23 protein-coding genes are annotated in these 16,284 nt (G+C 71.3%); 16 read left to right on the plus strand and 7 right to left on the minus strand.

Annotated features, from left to right (window positions below; genetic code table 11):
• Positions 1-50: 50 nt before the first annotated feature.
• From dapE to ACYVAQ_RS18730, 6 genes are all read left to right on the plus strand, one after another.
• On the plus strand, positions 51-1,133 hold the full coding sequence (gene dapE, locus ACYVAQ_RS18705) for a succinyl-diaminopimelate desuccinylase (protein WP_460791971.1): 1,083 nt from the start codon (positions 51-53) through the stop codon (positions 1,131-1,133).
• A complete protein-coding gene (locus ACYVAQ_RS18710) occupies positions 1,130-1,858 on the plus strand; it encodes an LOG family protein (protein WP_460791972.1) in 729 nt (242 codons plus the stop codon). Before dapE ends, ACYVAQ_RS18710 begins: the two co-directional genes overlap by 4 nt.
• Before the next feature lie 19 nt (positions 1,859-1,877).
• A complete protein-coding gene (locus ACYVAQ_RS18715; RefSeq protein WP_460791973.1) occupies positions 1,878-2,171 on the plus strand; it encodes a DivIVA domain-containing protein in 294 nt (97 codons plus the stop codon).
• 103 nt (positions 2,172-2,274) lie between these two features.
• Positions 2,275-2,442, plus strand: a complete 168-nt coding sequence (locus tag ACYVAQ_RS18720; RefSeq protein ID WP_136594384.1) for a DUF3117 domain-containing protein — start codon at positions 2,275-2,277, stop codon at positions 2,440-2,442.
• Between the two features lie 101 nt (positions 2,443-2,543).
• A complete protein-coding gene (locus ACYVAQ_RS18725; RefSeq protein ID WP_460791974.1) occupies positions 2,544-4,016 on the plus strand; it encodes a leucyl aminopeptidase family protein in 1,473 nt (490 codons plus the stop codon).
• Positions 4,016-4,357 (plus strand): hypothetical protein, encoded by a 342-nt coding sequence (locus tag ACYVAQ_RS18730; protein WP_460791975.1) that lies wholly within the window; start codon positions 4,016-4,018, stop codon positions 4,355-4,357. The genes ACYVAQ_RS18725 and ACYVAQ_RS18730 overlap by 1 nt, the downstream gene beginning before the upstream one ends.
• Before the next feature lie 71 nt (positions 4,358-4,428).
• On the opposite strand, the gene ACYVAQ_RS18735 is transcribed toward ACYVAQ_RS18730, so the two are convergent.
• On the minus strand, positions 4,429-5,070 hold the full coding sequence (locus tag ACYVAQ_RS18735) for an O-methyltransferase (RefSeq protein ID WP_460791998.1): 642 nt from the start codon (positions 5,068-5,070) through the stop codon (positions 4,429-4,431).
• A gap of 181 nt (positions 5,071-5,251) precedes the next feature.
• Here ACYVAQ_RS18735 and sigE point away from each other — a divergent pair, with 181 nt between their 5' ends.
• From sigE to ACYVAQ_RS18750, 3 genes are read left to right on the plus strand one after another with little or no spacing between them, the layout of a single operon-like run.
• On the plus strand, positions 5,252-5,851 hold the full coding sequence (gene sigE, locus ACYVAQ_RS18740) for an RNA polymerase sigma factor SigE (protein WP_460791976.1): 600 nt from the start codon (positions 5,252-5,254) through the stop codon (positions 5,849-5,851).
• Between the two features lie 20 nt (positions 5,852-5,871).
• Positions 5,872-6,354 (plus strand): hypothetical protein, encoded by a 483-nt coding sequence (locus tag ACYVAQ_RS18745; protein WP_460791978.1) that lies wholly within the window; start codon positions 5,872-5,874, stop codon positions 6,352-6,354.
• A gap of 34 nt (positions 6,355-6,388) precedes the next feature.
• Positions 6,389-7,786, plus strand: coding sequence for a S1C family serine protease (locus ACYVAQ_RS18750; protein ID WP_460791979.1), 1,398 nt, complete (start codon positions 6,389-6,391; stop codon positions 7,784-7,786).
• Between the two features lie 43 nt (positions 7,787-7,829).
• Here ACYVAQ_RS18750 and ACYVAQ_RS18755 read toward each other — a convergent pair whose 3' ends face one another.
• The 3 genes from ACYVAQ_RS18755 to ACYVAQ_RS18765 all read right to left on the minus strand — a co-directional run bounded on the left by ACYVAQ_RS18755 (position 7,830) and on the right by ACYVAQ_RS18765 (position 9,111).
• On the minus strand, positions 7,830-8,138 hold the full coding sequence (locus ACYVAQ_RS18755; RefSeq protein ID WP_460791980.1) for a hypothetical protein: 309 nt from the start codon (positions 8,136-8,138) through the stop codon (positions 7,830-7,832).
• A complete protein-coding gene (locus ACYVAQ_RS18760; protein ID WP_460791981.1) occupies positions 8,138-8,785 on the minus strand; it encodes a hypothetical protein in 648 nt (215 codons plus the stop codon). The genes ACYVAQ_RS18755 and ACYVAQ_RS18760 overlap by 1 nt, the downstream gene beginning before the upstream one ends.
• Before the next feature lie 83 nt (positions 8,786-8,868).
• Positions 8,869-9,111, minus strand: coding sequence for a helix-turn-helix domain-containing protein (locus tag ACYVAQ_RS18765; protein ID WP_460791982.1), 243 nt, complete (start codon positions 9,109-9,111; stop codon positions 8,869-8,871).
• A 197-nt stretch (positions 9,112-9,308) separates the two neighbouring features.
• Between ACYVAQ_RS18765 and ACYVAQ_RS18770 the strand changes: the two genes are divergently transcribed.
• Together ACYVAQ_RS18770 and ACYVAQ_RS18775 are read left to right on the plus strand one after the other, a co-directional pair.
• The gene (locus ACYVAQ_RS18770) at positions 9,309-9,866 is read left to right on the plus strand and encodes a hypothetical protein (RefSeq protein WP_460791983.1); all 558 of its coding nucleotides are present in this window, start codon (positions 9,309-9,311) and stop codon (positions 9,864-9,866) included.
• Between the two features lie 13 nt (positions 9,867-9,879).
• Positions 9,880-11,088 carry an AAA family ATPase gene (locus tag ACYVAQ_RS18775; protein WP_460791984.1) on the plus strand — a complete coding sequence of 403 codons (1,209 nt, stop codon included), beginning with the start codon at positions 9,880-9,882 and terminating at the stop codon, positions 11,086-11,088.
• Between the two features lie 162 nt (positions 11,089-11,250).
• On the opposite strand, the gene ACYVAQ_RS18780 is transcribed toward ACYVAQ_RS18775, so the two are convergent.
• Entirely contained in the window at positions 11,251-12,558 is a 1,308-nt protein-coding gene (locus ACYVAQ_RS18780; protein ID WP_460791985.1) for a hypothetical protein, read from the minus strand.
• A complete protein-coding gene (locus ACYVAQ_RS18785; RefSeq protein WP_460791986.1) occupies positions 12,555-12,920 on the minus strand; it encodes a hypothetical protein in 366 nt (121 codons plus the stop codon). Before ACYVAQ_RS18785 ends, ACYVAQ_RS18780 begins: the two co-directional genes overlap by 4 nt.
• A 115-nt stretch (positions 12,921-13,035) precedes the next feature.
• Between ACYVAQ_RS18785 and ACYVAQ_RS18790 the strand changes: the two genes are divergently transcribed.
• The 4 genes from ACYVAQ_RS18790 to ACYVAQ_RS18805 are packed head-to-tail and all read left to right on the plus strand — an operon-like array spanning position 13,036 to position 15,234.
• A complete protein-coding gene (locus ACYVAQ_RS18790; protein ID WP_460791987.1) occupies positions 13,036-14,475 on the plus strand; it encodes a WS/DGAT/MGAT family O-acyltransferase in 1,440 nt (479 codons plus the stop codon).
• Positions 14,472-14,669, plus strand: a complete 198-nt coding sequence (locus ACYVAQ_RS18795; protein ID WP_460791988.1) for a hypothetical protein — start codon at positions 14,472-14,474, stop codon at positions 14,667-14,669. The genes ACYVAQ_RS18790 and ACYVAQ_RS18795 overlap by 4 nt, the downstream gene beginning before the upstream one ends.
• 47 nt (positions 14,670-14,716) lie before the next feature.
• Positions 14,717-14,962 carry a hypothetical protein gene (locus ACYVAQ_RS18800; RefSeq protein WP_460791989.1) on the plus strand — a complete coding sequence of 82 codons (246 nt, stop codon included), beginning with the start codon at positions 14,717-14,719 and terminating at the stop codon, positions 14,960-14,962.
• A complete protein-coding gene (locus ACYVAQ_RS18805; RefSeq protein ID WP_460791990.1) occupies positions 14,959-15,234 on the plus strand; it encodes a hypothetical protein in 276 nt (91 codons plus the stop codon). Before ACYVAQ_RS18800 ends, ACYVAQ_RS18805 begins: the two co-directional genes overlap by 4 nt.
• A 5-nt stretch (positions 15,235-15,239) precedes the next feature.
• Here ACYVAQ_RS18805 and ACYVAQ_RS18810 read toward each other — a convergent pair whose 3' ends face one another.
• Positions 15,240-15,722, minus strand: coding sequence for a DUF2505 domain-containing protein (locus ACYVAQ_RS18810; protein WP_460791992.1), 483 nt, complete (start codon positions 15,720-15,722; stop codon positions 15,240-15,242).
• A gap of 156 nt (positions 15,723-15,878) precedes the next feature.
• Between ACYVAQ_RS18810 and ACYVAQ_RS18815 the strand changes: the two genes are divergently transcribed.
• The gene (locus tag ACYVAQ_RS18815; RefSeq protein WP_460791993.1) at positions 15,879-16,241 is read left to right on the plus strand and encodes a hypothetical protein; all 363 of its coding nucleotides are present in this window, start codon (positions 15,879-15,881) and stop codon (positions 16,239-16,241) included.
• The last annotated feature ends 43 nt before the right edge of the window (positions 16,242-16,284 follow it).

Consider the following 16,284-nt stretch of genomic DNA (forward strand, 5'->3'; position numbering starts at 1 on the left):
GCACCTTAACTAGAACCTGTTCTACTTACCAGGGGTGCTTGACTGTGCGTGTGCCCCAGCTCGACCTGTCCGACGTCGTCTCCCTCACCGAGCAGCTCGTCGACATCGAGTCGGTGAGCCTGGACGAGCAGCGGATCACCGACCTGGTCGAGGAGGCGCTGGCGGGGCGTGACCACCTGCACGTGCAGCGCTTCGGCAACACCATCGTCGCCCGCACCCGGCTGGGCCGGCCCGAGCGGGTGATCCTCGCGGGCCACCTCGACACGGTGCCGATCAACGACAACCTGCCCAGCCGCAACGACGGCGAGTACCTGCACGGCCTCGGCGCGAGCGACATGAAGGGCGGGGACGCGGTCATCATCAAGCTCGCCGCCGAGCTGACGAATCCCAACCGCGACCTCACCTACGTCCTGTACGACGCCGAGGAGATCGCCGCGATCCACAACGGCCTCGGCAAGCTGTCGACCGAGCACCCCGAGCTGCTCGAGGCGGACTTCGCCATCCTCATGGAGTCCTCGCGCGCCGAGATCGAGGCCGGGTGCCAGGGCACGCTGCGGGTCGAGGTCAGGACCCGGGGGGAGCGCGCCCACTCGGCGCGCGCCTGGACCGGCAGCAACGCGATCCACGCGGCCGCGCCGATCCTCGCGACGCTCAACGCCTACGAACCGCGTCGCCCCGTGATCGACGGCCTCGAGTACCACGAGGGCCTCAACGCGGTCGCCATCAGCGGCGGTGTCGCCGGCAACGTGATCCCCGACGAGTGCGTGGTCACCGTCAACTACCGGTTCGCGCCCGACCTCTCCGAGGCAGAGGCGCTCGCCCACGTGCAGCAGGTCTTCGAGGGGTACGACGTCACCTGCACCGACTCCTCCCCGGGCGCCCTGCCGGGCCTCGAGCTCCCCGCCGCCAAGGCGTTCGTCGAGGCCGTCGGCCAGCCGGTCAGCCCGAAGTTCGGGTGGACCGATGTCGCTCGGTTCAGCGCGCTCGACATCCCGGCGGTCAACTACGGTCCCGGCGACGCGGCGTACGCGCACAAGAAGGACGAGAAGGTGCTGATCTCCCGCATCCGGCAGTGCGAGGACGCGCTGCGTGCTTGGCTGACCGCTGAGTCCACCGACGAGGAGTCCCGATGACCCGGCGCAGCAACCCTGGCCCGCGGCCCAGCAAGGGCCGCCCCGAAGGCAGCTCCTCCGACCAGCGCCTGCTGGACACCCGCGGCGACGAGGGGTGGGTGCACACCGATCCCTGGCGGGTGCTGAAGATCCAGGCCGAGTTCGTCGAGGGCTTCAACGACCTCGCGGAGCTGGGGCCGGCGATCTCGGTGTTCGGCTCGGCCCGGATCTCTCCGGAGCACCCCGGCTACCAGGCCGGCGTGAAGATCGGGGCCGCCCTGGTCGAGGCCGGCTTCGCGGTCATCACCGGCGGCGGGCCCGGCGCCATGGAGGCGGCCAACAAGGGTGCCAAGGAGGCGGGCGGCGAGAGCATCGGCCTGGGCATCGAGCTGCCCTTCGAGAGCAGCCTGAACGAGTACGTCACCTTCGGCCTGGACTTCCGCTACTTCTTCGTGCGCAAGACGATGTTCGTCAAGTACAGCCAGGGGTACGTCGTCCTCCCCGGCGGTGTCGGCACCCTCGACGAGCTCTTCGAGGCGATGACGCTGGCGCAGACCAAGAAGATCACGCAGTTCCCGATCGTGCTGATGGGCGTGGACTACTGGTCGGGCCTGCTGGACTGGATGCGCGGCAGCATGCTCGACGACGGCCGGATCAAGCAGTCCGACATCGACATGCTCACCGTGACCGACGACGTCGACGAGGCGGTGGCGCTGATGGTCGCCGCCCGCGACCGGCACGCGTGAGCGGACGGGCGGAGGAGGGGTGAGCGAGACCATGATGTGGGTCTTCGCGGTCATGATCGTGCTGGTCATGGGCGTCATCGCGATGCTGGCCGCGGGGCACGGCGACCCGATGGCTCCGGCGTACGACGACCGGCCCGACGCCGTCGTACCGGACGACCGCCCGCTGGCCGCCGAGGACCTGCGCACGGTCCGGTTCTCGCTGGCGTTGCGCGGCTACCGGATGTCGGAGGTGGACGCGCTCCTGGAGCGACTCGCCCACGAGATGAGCGGTGACACCGCGGGCTCCACGCAGCCCGACGACGACGCCGAGTGACCCCCTTCGGCTGTGCGCCACCACACCCATAGGCGATAATGGTTCTGCTTCCACGCGCGTGGGGGCGAACGATCCCACCTGCAGCGAGAAGAAGGGGTGCCGCATGGCGGCGATGAAGCCTCGGACCGGCGACGGTCCGCTCGAGGTCACCAAGGAAGGTCGCGGCATCGTCATGCGCGTCCCGCTCGAGGGTGGCGGCCGTCTGGTCGTCGAGCTGAACGCCGAGGAGGCCGGCGCTCTCGGCGAAGCTCTCAAGAACGTCGTCGGGTGACCTCACCCTCCCTTCCCGCTCAGGTTTCACCACCGCAGTTCGCGCTCAGCGCGGAATCCCTCGGTGTCGTCGCTCGCGCCCGTGGCGTCGAGGCGGCGGCGGTGCCTGTGCTTCCCGGCGAGGACGGCGACGTCCTGCTCGGTCCCGGTGCCGCCGATCTCGGTGACGCGCTGGGGATCGACCTGCTCGCCGCCGCGGACGTGCACGGGCTGACCGGTGCGGTGGGGGAGGCGACCGTCGTCCCGGTGCTGGCGCCGGTCGACGGTCTCGAGGACCTCCGCGTGGTGGTCCTGGTCGGTGTGGGCGAGGCCCGCCCGATCGACGTACGCCGAGCGGGCGCGGCACTGGCCAAGGCCTGCCGCGACCGCACGGGCGTCGTCACCTCGGTGCCGGACGTCGCTGCCGAGGACGACGCCGTGGACGCGGCCATCGAGGCCTTCGTGGTCGGCATGACGCTCGGCTCCTTCGACTTCCACTGGCGCTCCGAGGGCCCGCAGCACCGACCCGTCGAACGCGTCGTGATCGCCACCCAGGGCGGTCCCGCCGACCGTGCGCTGCTCGAGCGCGCCGTGGCGATCGGTGGCGCCGGATGGCGCTCGCGGATGCTCGCGACCGTCCCGTCGAACCTGAAGAACCCGGCGTGGCTCGCCGACCAGGCCGAGCAGATGGCCGCCGACGCCGGTCTGACCGTCAAGGTCTGGGACGACAGCGCGCTGCTCAAGGAGGGCTTCGGCGGCATCGCAGCCGTGGGCCGCGCCTCGGCGACCCCGCCGCGGCTCATCCGCCTCGACTACACCCCGCGCGGCATCTCCGCCCGCGCCGCCAAGAAGCTGCCCACCGTCGTGCTCGTCGGCAAGGGCATCACCTTCGACAGCGGTGGCCTCAACATCAAGCCGGGCCAGAGCATGGCCACGATGAAGCGCGACATGACCGGCGGTGCCGTGGTCCTCGCGACCATGGCCGCGCTGGCCGACGTCGACTGCCCGGTCCGTGTGATCGGCCTGGTCGCCGCCGCCGAGAACGTCATCTCGGGTGACGCGCTGCGACCCGGCGACGTCATCACCCACTGGGGCGGCCGCACCAGCGAGGTCGGCAACACCGACGCCGAGGGCCGGTTGGTCCTCGCCGACGCGCTCGCGTACGCCGTCTCCGAGCTCGAGCCCGACGTCCTCGTCGACGTCGCGACCCTGACCGGCGCGGTCAAGGTCGCGCTCGGCCAGCAGGTCGGCGGCCTGTTCGCCACCGATGACGTCCTCGCCGCGCGGCTGCGCGACGCGGGCGAGCGTGCCGGGGAGCCGCTCTGGCGGCTGCCGTTGTACGACGGGTACGAGGACTCGCTCGCGTCGAAGATCGCCGATGCCCGCAACGACCCGCCCGGTCCCGGTGCGCTGACGGCCGCGCTGTTCCTGCGCCACTTCGTCGGCGACGTGCCGTGGGCCCACCTCGACATCGCGTCCGTCGGCGACGTCGAGAAGGAATGGCACGAGTGGACGCCGGGCCCGTCCGGGTTCGGCGCCCGTCTGTTGCTCGCCTGGCTCGGCACCCCGGATCCCCTGGAAGGAATCAAGCACTGATGCGTGGACTCACCGTTCGCTGGTCCCTCACCGCGGCGCCCGAGGGCGTCGAGCAGCAGCTCCGCGACTACGTGGCGGACACCTCGCACGCCCGCTTCCAGGGCATGGACGGCCTGGCCTACAAGACCTGGCGGATGGTGCCGGGCGAGTGGTTCGAGGGCTGCTACGTGTTCGCGGACGCCGCCGCGCGGGAGTCCTTCCAGACCACCTTCGCCGCCGGCGCGGCCGAGGCTCCGGGCTCGAAGATCATCGGCAGCGCGCCGGTCCTGATCGAGCCGTGCGAGGTCGTCTCGATCGCCGCGGGCGCGGCCGGCTTCGCCGTCGCCCCACGCGGCGAGTAGCTCGCGCCACAGGGGTCACTCCGGCCCCACAAGTGCGCAGGAATCCCCGGTCGACCGGGGATTCCTGCAGCTCAGTCGGCCTCCGGCGTCCAGACCTTCTTCGCGACGAGCAGCCCGTCGCCGACGGGCAGCAGCACGGGAACCAGGCCCTCGGTCTCCGCGACGGCCTGGACCAGGTCGCGGATGGCGACGGTCTCCGCGTCGCGCTGGGACGGGTCCGCGACCCGGTCGTGCCAGAGCGCGTTGTCGAACGCCAGCACGCCACCGGGGCGCAACAGCCGCATCGCCTCGGCCAGGTAGGCGGCGTACTCGCGCTTGTCGCCGTCGGCGAACACCAGGTCGTAGTGGCCGTCGGTGAGCCGGGGGAGCACGTCGAGCGCGGCGCCGGCGATCGTGCGCACGCGCTGGGCGGGGATGCCGCCCTCCTTGAACGTCTCGCGGGCGAGGCGCTGGTGCTCCGCCTCGACGTCGACGGTCGTCAGCACCCCGTCGGGACGCATGCCGCGCAGCAGCCACAGCCCGGAGACGCCGGTGCCGGTGCCGATCTCGACGACCGCCCGCGCCTCGAGCACCGCGGCGAGGAAACGCAGCGCGGCGCCACCGCCGGAGCCGATCGACACCACGCCGACCTCCTCGGCGCGGGCGCGCGCTGCGGCCAGGACCTCGTCCTCGGTCACGTAGCTCTCGGCGTAGGTCCAGCTGGTCTGGTTCATCGGGGTGACGGCCACACGCTCACCCTAGTGTGAGAGATGCCGAACAGGCATGAGGCGAGGCGGGCCGGGGAACACCGAACGCACGTTGTTCGTTGATCGTCTTCACAGGGAAGTCTCAGGCACCACTTCTAGCGTGAGGGGAGCGATCAGGTTGGTCGTGCGGAAGAAGAGGTTGGTAGCCATGTCGGCGCAGACGGTGGACAGCTCGGAGCCCGAGGTGCGGACCGACCCCGACGCGTGGGCGCGGATCGTCGAGGACCACTCCGACCGCGTGTTCCGGCTGGCCTACCGGCTCACCGGCAACCGGCACGACGCCGAGGACCTCACCCAGGAGGTCTTCGTCCGGGTGTTCCGCTCGCTGCACACCTACACGCCCGGCACCTTCGAGGGCTGGCTGCACCGGATCACCACGAACCTGTTCCTCGACCAGGCCCGCCGCAAGCAGCGGATCCGCTTCGACGCCCTGTCCGACGAGCGTGCCGCCCGGCTCGCCAGCCCGACGGCCGCACCCGACACGGCGTACGCCGACGGCACGTTCGACGACGACGTCGAGTCCGCCCTCGCCGCGCTGCCCCCGGACTTCCGCGCCGCGGTCGTGCTGTGCGACATCGAGGGCCTGAGCTACGAGGAGATCGCCGACATCCTCGGCGCCAAGCTCGGCACGGTCCGGTCGCGCATCCACCGCGGCCGGGCCTTGCTGCGGTCGGCGCTGGCGCACCGTGCGCCGGCCGCGGGCCGTACCAGGTTCGCCGGCCCGCTGCCGCAGGTCACCGGCGCATGATGGGCCACCTCGGAGCGCGCGTGAGCGCCCTGCTCGACGGGCAGCTCAGCCCCGCCGACGCCGAGGAGGCCTGGCGACACGTCTACGGCTGTCACGCCTGCCGTGACCTGGTCGAGCGCGAGGGGTGGGTGAAGTCACGCCTCGCGGGTCTCGCCGCCGGCGCGGACGACGCGTCGCTGCACGACCTGAAGGGCTCGCTGCTCAGCCTCACGCCCGGGGATGCCTACCTGACGCCCGGGCGGGAGAGCATGGCGCGCCGGGTGGGCATCGGCGCCGCCGCCGTGGGCGGCGGAGCCATCGGTGCCGCGCTGTTGGGCGTCGTCGCGCTCGGCATGGCCCCCGGCTCGGGTGCGGGCGACGTACGTCCGCCGGTGTCCCAGATCGGCAACGCCACACCGACGCCCGCCGCCACCACCGCCTCACGCCAGCGCCGCCAGTCCCCGGCCCGCCTGCACGTGGTGCACCGCGGTGTCAGCGAGAGCGTCGTGCACACGTTCCGCTGATCCCCGTCTGGGTCCCATCGGTCATGATGGGGGCGTGAGCGACGAGCAGAACCCGGCCGAGGAGACGCAGCCGATCCTCCCCGACCCCGCGCAGGGATCCTCGCCGTGGGCTCCGCCCGTCCCGGGCGCGCAGCCGCTGATGCCCCCGGTCGGCGCACCCGCTGCCGCGCCGTCGCAGCCGGTCGCCGAGGAGCCGCCGGCCGAGCCGCCTTCCGCCGACCTGCCCCCGGCCCCGGAGCGGCCCCCGGCCGCCGTACCTCCGGCTCCGCCGTCGCCGACCCAGCACCTCACCCTCGGGGGCGGCTTCCCGCCGCCCAGCGCCCGCCCGCGTCGTACGCCGGGATGGGCCTGGCCCGCCGTGGCGCTCGTCGCGCTCGTGATCGGCCTGCTCGGCGGCCTCGGAGGCGCCGCGGTCTACCACCACTTCTCGACCCAGGGCGGCCAGGTCTCCGCCGGGCTGGGCGGCGTCGACCTGGCCACCGAGCCGCCGCTGCCCAGGAGCGGCTCGGTCGCGGCCGTGGCCGCCGCGGTCCTGCCCAGCACCGTCCAGATCGTGGCGGAGTACGGCGGTGAGGACGACGGCGCGACCGGTTCCGGCTTCGTCCTCGACACGCAGGGCCACGTCATCACGAACAACCACGTGATCCGGGCGGCCGCGATCGACAGCGGCCCGATCACCGTGATCTACCAGGACGGCAAGCGCTACCCGGCGACGATCGTCGGCCGCAGCACCGTCTACGACCTCGCGGTCCTCTACGTGAAGAACGCGCCGAAGGAGAAGCCGGCCGCGCTGGGAGCCTCGAAGGTGATGCGCGTGGGCGACCCGGTCGTCGCGATCGGCTCCCCGCTCGGACTGGACGCCACGGTCACCTCCGGCATCGTGAGCGCCCTGCACCGGCCCGTCCAGACCGGGGAGAGCGCCACCGACCAGTCGTTCATCGACGCGATCCAGACCGACGCCGCGATCAACCCCGGCAACTCCGGCGGCCCGCTGGTCAACATGCGCGGGCAGGTCATCGGCATCAACTCGGCCATCGCCACGAGCGGCGGCACCGGCACCACCTCGGGCCAGGCGGGCAACATCGGCCTGGGCTTCGCGATCCCCGTCGAGCAGGTACGGGTCACCGTCGACCAGATCCTGCGCACCGGCAAGGCGCAGTATCCCTACATGGGCGTCAAGCCGAAGGCCGACAGCGGCGTGAACCTCGCCGGCGCCACGATCGAGAAGGTCTACCCGGGGACCGCTGCCGACGCGGCCGGTCTCGAGACCGGTGACGTGGTCACCTCGATCAACGGACAGCCTGTCACCAGCTACGTCAGCCTGATCGTCATCGTGCGGACCTTCCAGCCCGGGGACCACCTCACGGTCACCTACCGGCGCGGGGGCTCGGACCACACCGCCGAGGTGACACTGGGCGGCAAGGTCGGCTGACCGGCGCCAGCACGATATCGATCTCGCGCTGGCGCCGGCGGCGTCAGCCGATGCGTCCGGTGGACAACGCTGCGACGATGCCGAGGACCAGCGCACTGATCAGGGTCAGTCGTCGGAATGGTCGGGAGCGGTCCCAACCTCGCCAATCGGCGAGCAGGGCCACGAGCATCATGACGGCCAAGGGGACGATCAACGCCCCGTCGGAGAGTGACCAGGTCCTCACGAACATGGCGTCCACGGCAAGGTAGGCGGTGAGGTAGGCCGTGAGAACTGGCGCGAGGAGACGCGTGCGGTTGTGCTCGTGGGCACGATCAAGCAGCGCCCGCCCCTCTGATCGGTCGCGAGAGGGCATCAGAAACAGGCGTCCGCGACGGCGGAGATGCCGAGGATCTCACCGGCGAGACCAGGAGCGGCTGCTTTCAGGTCTGCCCAGGTGCCGGCCTTCACGATCAGCTCGGCCGACTTGCGGATCCCACCGAGCTCCCGGACGAAGCGGGCGGCCTTCGCCATCGGCACGACCGCCACGATGACCGCGGACACGCACTTGGTCACCTTCCAGGTGTTGGACCAGAAGGTCGGAGAGGCGATCCAGGTCCAGCCCCACCCCCGCGCGGCGACAGGACGCGCGATGATGCATCCGTTTTCACGGACTGCGCTCGAGCCGTCCTCGAAGACGCGCATCACGTAGCTGGTCCCTCCATAGCACTCGGGAAGCGAGCGCGATCGCGCGGGTCGGAGAGTGAGCTCGCGCTTGATCATGTTGAACTTGCGGCTCCCGTAGGCGAAATTGACGGCCTTGTAGCGGCACGGGATCTCCGACGTACGGCAGTTCTGGATCGTGCGCGCGGCCACGTGCGCGGCTGGCTGCGTGCTCGTCGCGTGCACTGCGGCGCTCGCTGCCGGTGTTGCTGCGGTCGCGCCGGCGCAGATCCCGACGGCGAGAAGTCCAGCGAGCACGATGGCGATGAGATGGCGGGCGGGTCGGAGAGGTGCGCGCATGTGCGTGCCTTTCTGATGGGGGATGCCCACCACCGAGTGGGCGGACATCGGAGGACTCCCCGCGACCTGGAGCTCTCGAACGCTCACGCGTCGACGTCGGTCGTGCTCTCCTCGAAGGGGTGGTCGGCGACGAACTGGCGGGCGTCGGCGTACATCCGGGCGATGTAGTCCTCGAGCTTGTCGGCCTCGACGCGCCACTGGCCGCGGCCGCCGATCTTGATGGCGGGCAGGTCGCCCCGGCGTACCAACGCGTAGACCTGGGCGCTGGAGGTGTTGAGCACCTCGGCCACGTCGGCCAGGGTCAGGAAGCGAGGGGTGCCTGCCATGGCCCCATCGTGTCACTCCGCGCCCCCGACCCGCGGGACCGGTGCGGCCCGCTGTGGACAACATGCGTGACGGATCGGCGCGCGCGGCGCATGATGGCCGCGTGTCCAGTCTCGGGAGTCCGGGCACGTCGACGCCCCTTCCGGCCCAACGGGTCGGGCGGGCCGGGTGGCGTGACCCCAGGTTGTGGATCGGTGTCGTGCTGGTGACCGCATCGGTGGTCGCGGGCGCGCGGTTGCTGGCGGGGGCGGACGACACCGTCCGGGTGTGGGCGCTGGTCCACGAGGAGGGAGCGGGCGCGCACCTCGGCTCCGCCGACCTCGTCGTACGCCGGGTGCGGTTCGCCGACGCCGGCGACCTCGACCTCTACTACTCGGCGGACGAGGACCTGCCCGGCGACCTCGTCCTCGGCCACACCGTCGGCGCGGGCGAGCTGCTCGCGCGGTCGGCGGTCGTCGCCGCGGGGGAGTCCACCACGGTGCGGGTCTCCATCGAGGTCGAGCCGGGCCACGTCGACCCCGAGGTGCACGCCGGGTCGGTCGTCGACGTCTACCTCGACGACAAGAGCTCCGGTCCGTCGGCCGACGGCAAGGCGCTCGCGGGCGTGACGGTGCTCGCCGCGCCGCCGTACGACGAGACGTACGCCGTCACCGGGGACCGGCAGCTGGTGCTCGCCGTGCCGCGGAGCCAGGTGGAGCGCTTCGAGCGCACGCGCGCCGCCATGCAGGCCCCCGAGATCAACGTCAACGTCTACTGAGGGCGGTGCGCGCGTGATCGTCGTGGTGATGGTCGAGTCCGGCGCCGGTTGGGAGCAGCAGGCGCTCGCGACCCTGTCCGCCGATCCCGGGATCGTGGTGCTCAAGCGGTGTGTCGACGTCGACGACCTCGTGGCGACCGCGAGCACCGGGCAGGCCGAGGTGGCGGTTCTCGGGGCCGACCTGCCGGGGTTGGACCGGACGGTGGTCGACGCCCTCGCCGCCCACGGCGTGCGGTTGGTCGGGGTGGCGCAGGACCCCGACGCGACCCGGGTCCGCGCGAGCAGGATCGGGCTCGAGGCGCTGCTGGCCGTCGACGACCTGGCCGACCTGCCGGCCGTCGTGCGGGAGCCCGCGTCGGCGACGCGGCCCGCGGTCGTCGTACCGGAGGAGCCGGAGGCGGTGCCGTCGGTGCCGGTCGGTCGTGAGGGCCGGGTCATCGCGGTGTGGGGTCCCGCCGGCGCGCCTGGACGTACGACGGTGGCGGTCGGCCTGGCCGCCCAGCTGGCCCGACGTGGGCTGAGCACGGTCCTCGTCGACGCCGATCCGTACGGCGGCGCCGTGGCCCAGCACCTGGGTGTGCTGGACGAGGTCTCCGGTCTGCTCGCGGCGGCGCGGCTCGCAGCGTCGGGCGCCCTGGCCGCGCGCTACGCCGAGGTGCCGCGCCGGCTGTCGGACCGGCTCCACCTGGTGACCGGCCTGCCCCGGCCGGATCGTTGGCGGGAGGTGCGTCCCGGCACGCTGGAGGAGCTCGTCGGCTGCGCGCGGCAGGGCGCTCAGGTCGTCCTCGACACCGGCTTCGACCTCGAGGTCGACCCGATGGCGGACCCCGGCGTCCGCCCGGAGCGCAACGGACTCACCTTCGAGGCGCTCGCCCTCGCCGACGAGGTGGTGGTCGTCGGTTCGGCCGATCCGGTGGGCTTGGCCCGTCTGGCACGGGCGATCCGCGACCTCGCCGAGCACCTGGCCCGCGAAGAGGCACATCCGACCGTGCGGGTCGTCGTCAACCGGATGCGGTCCAGCCTGGGGTGGCGCGAGGCCGACGTGGCTGCGATGCTCGCCGGCTTCGGCGCGGCGGGCGACGTGCGCTTCCTGCCCGACGACCAGCCCGCGGTGGATCGCGCGCTGGTCGCCGGGAGGTCGTTGGTGGAGTCGGGGGAGTCCCCGTTGTCGAAGGCGATCGCGTCGCTGCTCGACGCGATGGCCGGTGCCCGCGGCGCCTAGGGTGAGCAAGTCCGAGGGGGCGCACGCTACGACGCGCTCAGCGCGCACGCTGGCTGCGTTGTCGTCAGTCGTCGGGCCTCCGGCCCGCCTCCCTCCTCCGCCTTGCCATCGCACGCCCTGAGCACGTCTCGCTTGCACGCCCCCTCGGACTTGCTCACCCGGTCAGGCGCTGAACAGCAGGTAGAGCCCGCCCGCGGTGAAGCCGACCATCGCCAGGAGGACCGGCAGCTGGCCGAGCACGTGCCACCTCCGCGGCAGCACGACGAGTGCCCGGTCGTGTGACGACGCGGCGGCCGTCACGTGACCGATGACCACGGCGACGACCTTCATGGACGCCAGGAACGTCGGGTGGTAGCTGAACCAGTAGTTCGACGTGAAGCTGTCGGTCCCGAGGATGTCCCAGCCCTTGCCGAACGGATCGCTGACCCGCGCCAGCGTCTGGATGCCGTTGTCGATGAGGAAGGTCAGGTAGTGGGCCAGGATGTACGCCGCGATGATCGGCACGATCGTGTGCGCGAACTGGCGGGGCAGCAGCCGCTGGGGCGTCGTACCGCCCGGGGTGAGGAGGCACGCGACGGTGAGGACCAGGCCGGCGCCGCAGCAGAAGCCCAGCAGGCCGAGGTTGTTGATGACGTTGCCGTTGATCGAGGACGTCTGGATCATGTGGATCCACCGGTTCGACTCCTTGAAGGAGTCGAAGGCCGTCGACCCGAAGAGCACCGCGACGACGGCCACGAGGCCGGGTCGGGCCGGCAGCGTCGCGAGGTTGGCCAGCGGGCTGCGGACCACGAGCCGTCCGTCCTGCTTGGCCCACACCGACAGGTGCGCCATCGCCGTGGAGTAGACCTCGAACGGGTCGGCCCGCGCGAACCAGCGCTGGCCGAACAGCATGCCCCCGACGAGCATCGCGCCGCCGTACACCGCACACCACAGCCGCAGGCTGTTCAGGTCCGTGGGGTTGCTGGAGACCAGCTCCTGCCACACGAACGCGAACAGGCCGAGCGCCGCGGGCCAGTTCCCGAGCCACTCGGGGTAGGCGAGCATCCCCTGCCGCGGGTCGCCGCCCGAGAGCCGGGTGAGCCCGGCGGTGATGGTCCGCATCGGGTTCAGCGCCCGCCAGACGGGTCCGAAAAGCAGCGCCGCGGCCGGTACGCCGACCCAGAGCCACACGAAGAAGATCCCCATGAAGGGGTTCGTCGTGTACGGCTGACCCCACAGGGCCGTCGCCACGCAGTAGAGCAGGCCGATGATGCCGAGCGTGCGCAGCACCACCAGGCTCGCCGCGGAGCCGGCGATCCGGTCGAGCAGCGCCGACGCCGGACGCCCGCCGGGTATGACGTAGCGCGGGCTGCGCCACGCCAGGATCAGGACCGCGAAGGACAGCACCAGCGCGGCGACCGCGCCGGAGATGGCGAGCCCGAGGGGGATCGGCAGGTCGGCCTGACCGCCGAACCCGTGGGCCTCGATCACCGGACCTCGAGCTGGAAGAGCGTCTCCTTGAGCTCCTCGACCTCGACTTCGACCTGGCCCGGGCGGGTGATCGTGAAGCTGTAGTCGTGCGTGCCCTTCGACACCTCGATGGGCTGGCCCGCGCCGCCGCTGTGGACGTGGATCTCGTGCGCGCCGTCCGAGGTGACGTGCAGGACGATCTTCTGGTCGACCGCGGCGTCGATCCGGGTGCCGTTGGGGGTGATCGAGGTGCCGTTGATGGTGACGTCGATCGTGAGCGGCTTGCTCGTGTCGGTCGTCGACGACCCTGCCTTCGTGCCGCAGGCCGTCGCGAGGAGGAGCACGGCGGCGAGCGCGATCGCGGCGCGGAACGTGGTGCGCAAGGGTGGAGCCTTTCGGGACGGAGAACACAGCGAGACGGCGGCAGATCGCCGTCCGGCGTCTGACACAATCTCATGCGGGTCTGAATGGCTCCTGAGATTCCGGAGGTGGTCGCCCGTGGTGGACCGGGTACGCCGGCGAGACCTCGCCTTCCTCACCGAGGAGACGGCCGAGACGCCCCTGCACAACGCGACGATCGAGATCTTCGAGCCCGGTGAGGCCGAGGAGTTCGACTACCGCCGGCTGCTCACCCTCATCGGCGACCGGCTCGCGTTCGTCCCGCGCTACCGGCAGCGTCTCCTCACCGTGCCCGCGCACCTGGCGAACCCGGTGTGGGTCGACGACGAGTCGTTCGACCTGACCTTCCACGTACGTCGCTCCGCCCTGCCGCGGCCGGGCAACCACGAGCAGCTGATGGACCTCGCCTCGCGCATCGTGTCGCGGCCGCTGGACCGCACCCGCCCGCTGTGGGAGATGTACTTCATCGAGGGTCTCGAGGGCGGCCGCGTCGCGCTGCTGTCGAAGACGCACCAGGCGCTCGTCGACGGCATCCACACCGTCGACCTGGGCCAGCTCCTGCTCGACCCGTCACCGGAGCCGCGGATCCTCGAGTGCGACGACTGGCAGCCGCACCGGGCTCCGAGCCCGACGCAGCTGCTGCTCGGGGCGGTCGAGGACACGCTCACGTCGCCCGAGGTCATCATCGACACGCTGCGCACCCGGGGTCGGGCGGTCGCGCGGCTGGCGGACCAGGGTTCCCGGCGTACCAGGGCGTTCGCGGCAGCGCTGGCCAACCGGGCCGGCAAGAAGGGCACGCCGATCAGCGGCGGGCTGTCGCAGCAGCGCCGCGTCGTCGCGCTGCAGACCTGCCTCAAGGACTACCGCAAGGTGCGCGCGGCGCACGGCGGCACGGTCAACGACGTGATCCTCGCGGCCATTGCCGGCGGTCTGCGGGCATGGCTGATGACGCGCGCCGAGTCGCTCGGCGGCCTGCGTCAGGTGCGGGTCCTCGTGCCGGTCTCGGTCATCGACGAGGAGCTCGAGGCGACCTCGCTCGGCAGCCAGATCGCCGCGCACTTCGTGGACCTGCCGATCGGTGAGTCCAGCCCGGTCGTGCGGCTGCACCAGGTCTCCTACTCCTTCCAGGCGCACAAGGAGACCGGCCGCAGCGTCGCCGCCAACCGGCTCGCCGGTGTCGCCGGCTTCGCCCCGACCACGTTCCACGCGATCGGCTCACGGGTCGCCGCGGACGAGCTGCGCCGCGGCTACCAGCTGTCGGTCACCAACGTCCCCGGTCCGCAGTCGCCGCTGTACGCCGCCGGCGCGAAGATGGTCGCCAGCTACCCGGTCCCGCCGCTGCTCCCGGGCCACCCGCTCTCGATCGGCGTGACGTCGTACGACGGCGGGGTGTTCTACGGCATCACCGCGGACCGGGACTGGGTGCCGGACGCGGAGCTGCTCGCCACGTGCCTGCGCGAGGCCCTGGAGGAGCTGGTCGACGTCTCGTCCGACACCCGCCCGCAGGCGCCCCGCGGCAGGAGCACCACGGACGCATGATCCCTCTCCACCTGGGTGCGCTGCACCCCTACGAGCGTGTCCTCGTGCTGGTCTTCGCGATCGGCCCGTTCGTCATCCTCGGTATCGCGATCTGGATCCGGGCGCGGCAGGACCGCGCCGCCGCCCTCGCCGGGGAATCGCCCGAGGTGGTCGAGCCGGTCGAGACCCCGGACGATCCGGACGTCAGCGACTGAGTCGATCCGGCTTGGCAAGTTAACTTGCCGCAAGTAACCTTGTCATGGTGGACGACGAGCCCGGCGCGCCGATCATCCTCGAGTCGGCGTATCGCCACGGCGTGAGCGACGAGGAGATGCTCCACGCTCTGAGGTTCGCGGTCCATCACGTCCGGCAGGACGACAACATGGTCATGTTCATCGGGCCTGATCCAGCAGGGACGCTGGTCGAGGTCGGTGTCGTGATCTGGTGGGGTGGCGAGCTCGCCATCGCCCACGCACTACGACCGGCGCGATTGAAGTATCTGAGGTGACCACCGTGCGACGTTCCTTGAGTGACCTGATCAGCAACGCTGACCGTCTTGCCGACGCGTTCGAGAATCACGAGCCGGAGCCGGCGGACTTCGGCGCGCCGTTGCCGCCACTGATGGCGGTCAAGCTGGCCGCCTTCAGGCGGGCATCCGCCGAGAAGGAGCTGGCTGAAGCGATCGCGGCGGCACGCGAAGCGCACCTGTCGTGGCGCGAGCTCGGCGAGGCGATCGGCACGAGCGGCGAGGCCGTCCGTCAGCGGTATGCCGCTTCCTGACCCGATCAGCGACTGAGCCAGTCGACACCGGTCCGCTGCTCGGCGACCAGCGCCTTCTTCAGCAGCCCGGCGATGAGCTCCTCGAGCTTGCCGGCGACCAGTGGGATCTTGACCGTGACCTGCAGGTCGACGGTCTCGGTGGTGACGCCGTCCTTCTCGACGAGGATCGCGGTGCCGACCATCTCGCCGGGCTTGCCCGGGATCGTCACGTTGATGTCGCCGTGGGTCGGGCTGGTCCAGGACTCGTCCTGGGCGATCGGGACGGTCTCGCCGATGAACTTCTTCGCGAACGCGGGCACCTTCTCGGTCGGCTGCTCCATGCGGATGCTGACCTTCTTGGCGTCCACGTCGCCGTCGATGCTGACGCTGTGGGTGACGGCCTTCTGGGCCCGGCAGACCTCCTCCCGGAACGCCGGGTCGGACAACATCGCGGCGACCTTCTCGGCCGGGGCGTCGTACACCATCTCGTGCAGCAGTCGGGTCGGCATGGCGCCATCATCCCCTACCCGCGGTCCTTCCCACCGCCAGCATGAGCGTTCGCGAATTCGGGCGTTTGCGCGACAGGTGTCGTCGCAGCGTCTAGCGTGATCGCCGGCGTCGGTTACGCGGGGGTTGGCGCCGCTCGGTGTCTTGGGAGGGGTGCCATGTCGCGTCGGTTCTTTGGTGCCGGGCTGCGCGTTGTCCTTCGCGCGCTCCTGGTGTTGGCCGTGGTCGCGGCGTTGATGCGGGTGGTGACGGTGTCGGCCATGGCTGACGTGCCGGGTTCCTCAGTGCCGGCCGGCGCACCAACGATCTGCTCCCCGAGTGAGACGGTCACAGGATTGTCTTCAACAGGGACGGCAAGCCCGAATCCGAAGTACGCGGTCCTGAGCGTGCCCGACGGCGCGGACGTGTACATGACCGCGTCGGGCACGATTCAGATGAGCCGCTACTTCGGAGGCGCCTATTCAACCTGTCCTGCCCCCCGATTCTCGGTCCACATCTCGTGGGAGTGCTCGAAACTTTGAGAGTCCTTGTGGAGGTGTGTGATGGCTGCGGCGAAAAGGTTCA

Source organism: Nocardioides maradonensis, from assembly GCF_054777115.1.

Excerpts from the sequence above, each read along its gene's own strand:
- ACYVAQ_RS18710 (WP_460791972.1), top strand. The coding sequence starts at position 1,130 with ATGACCCGGCGCAGCAACCCTGGCCCGCGGCCCAGCAAGGGCCGCCCC.
- ACYVAQ_RS18720 (WP_136594384.1), top strand. The coding sequence starts at position 2,275 with ATGGCGGCGATGAAGCCTCGGACCGGCGACGGTCCGCTCGAGGTCACC.
- ACYVAQ_RS18730 (WP_460791975.1), top strand. The coding sequence starts at position 4,016 with ATGCGTGGACTCACCGTTCGCTGGTCCCTCACCGCGGCGCCCGAGGGC.
- ACYVAQ_RS18735 (WP_460791998.1), bottom strand. The coding sequence starts at position 5,070 with ATGAACCAGACCAGCTGGACCTACGCCGAGAGCTACGTGACCGAGGAC.
- sigE (WP_460791976.1), top strand. The coding sequence starts at position 5,252 with ATGTCGGCGCAGACGGTGGACAGCTCGGAGCCCGAGGTGCGGACCGAC.
- ACYVAQ_RS18755 (WP_460791980.1), bottom strand. The coding sequence starts at position 8,138 with ATGCCCTCTCGCGACCGATCAGAGGGGCGGGCGCTGCTTGATCGTGCC.
- ACYVAQ_RS18760 (WP_460791981.1), bottom strand. The coding sequence starts at position 8,785 with ATGCGCGCACCTCTCCGACCCGCCCGCCATCTCATCGCCATCGTGCTC.
- ACYVAQ_RS18765 (WP_460791982.1), bottom strand. The coding sequence starts at position 9,111 with ATGGCAGGCACCCCTCGCTTCCTGACCCTGGCCGACGTGGCCGAGGTG.
- ACYVAQ_RS18795 (WP_460791988.1), top strand. The coding sequence starts at position 14,472 with ATGATCCCTCTCCACCTGGGTGCGCTGCACCCCTACGAGCGTGTCCTC.
- ACYVAQ_RS18810 (WP_460791992.1), bottom strand. The coding sequence starts at position 15,722 with ATGCCGACCCGACTGCTGCACGAGATGGTGTACGACGCCCCGGCCGAG.
- ACYVAQ_RS18815 (WP_460791993.1), top strand. The coding sequence starts at position 15,879 with ATGTCGCGTCGGTTCTTTGGTGCCGGGCTGCGCGTTGTCCTTCGCGCG.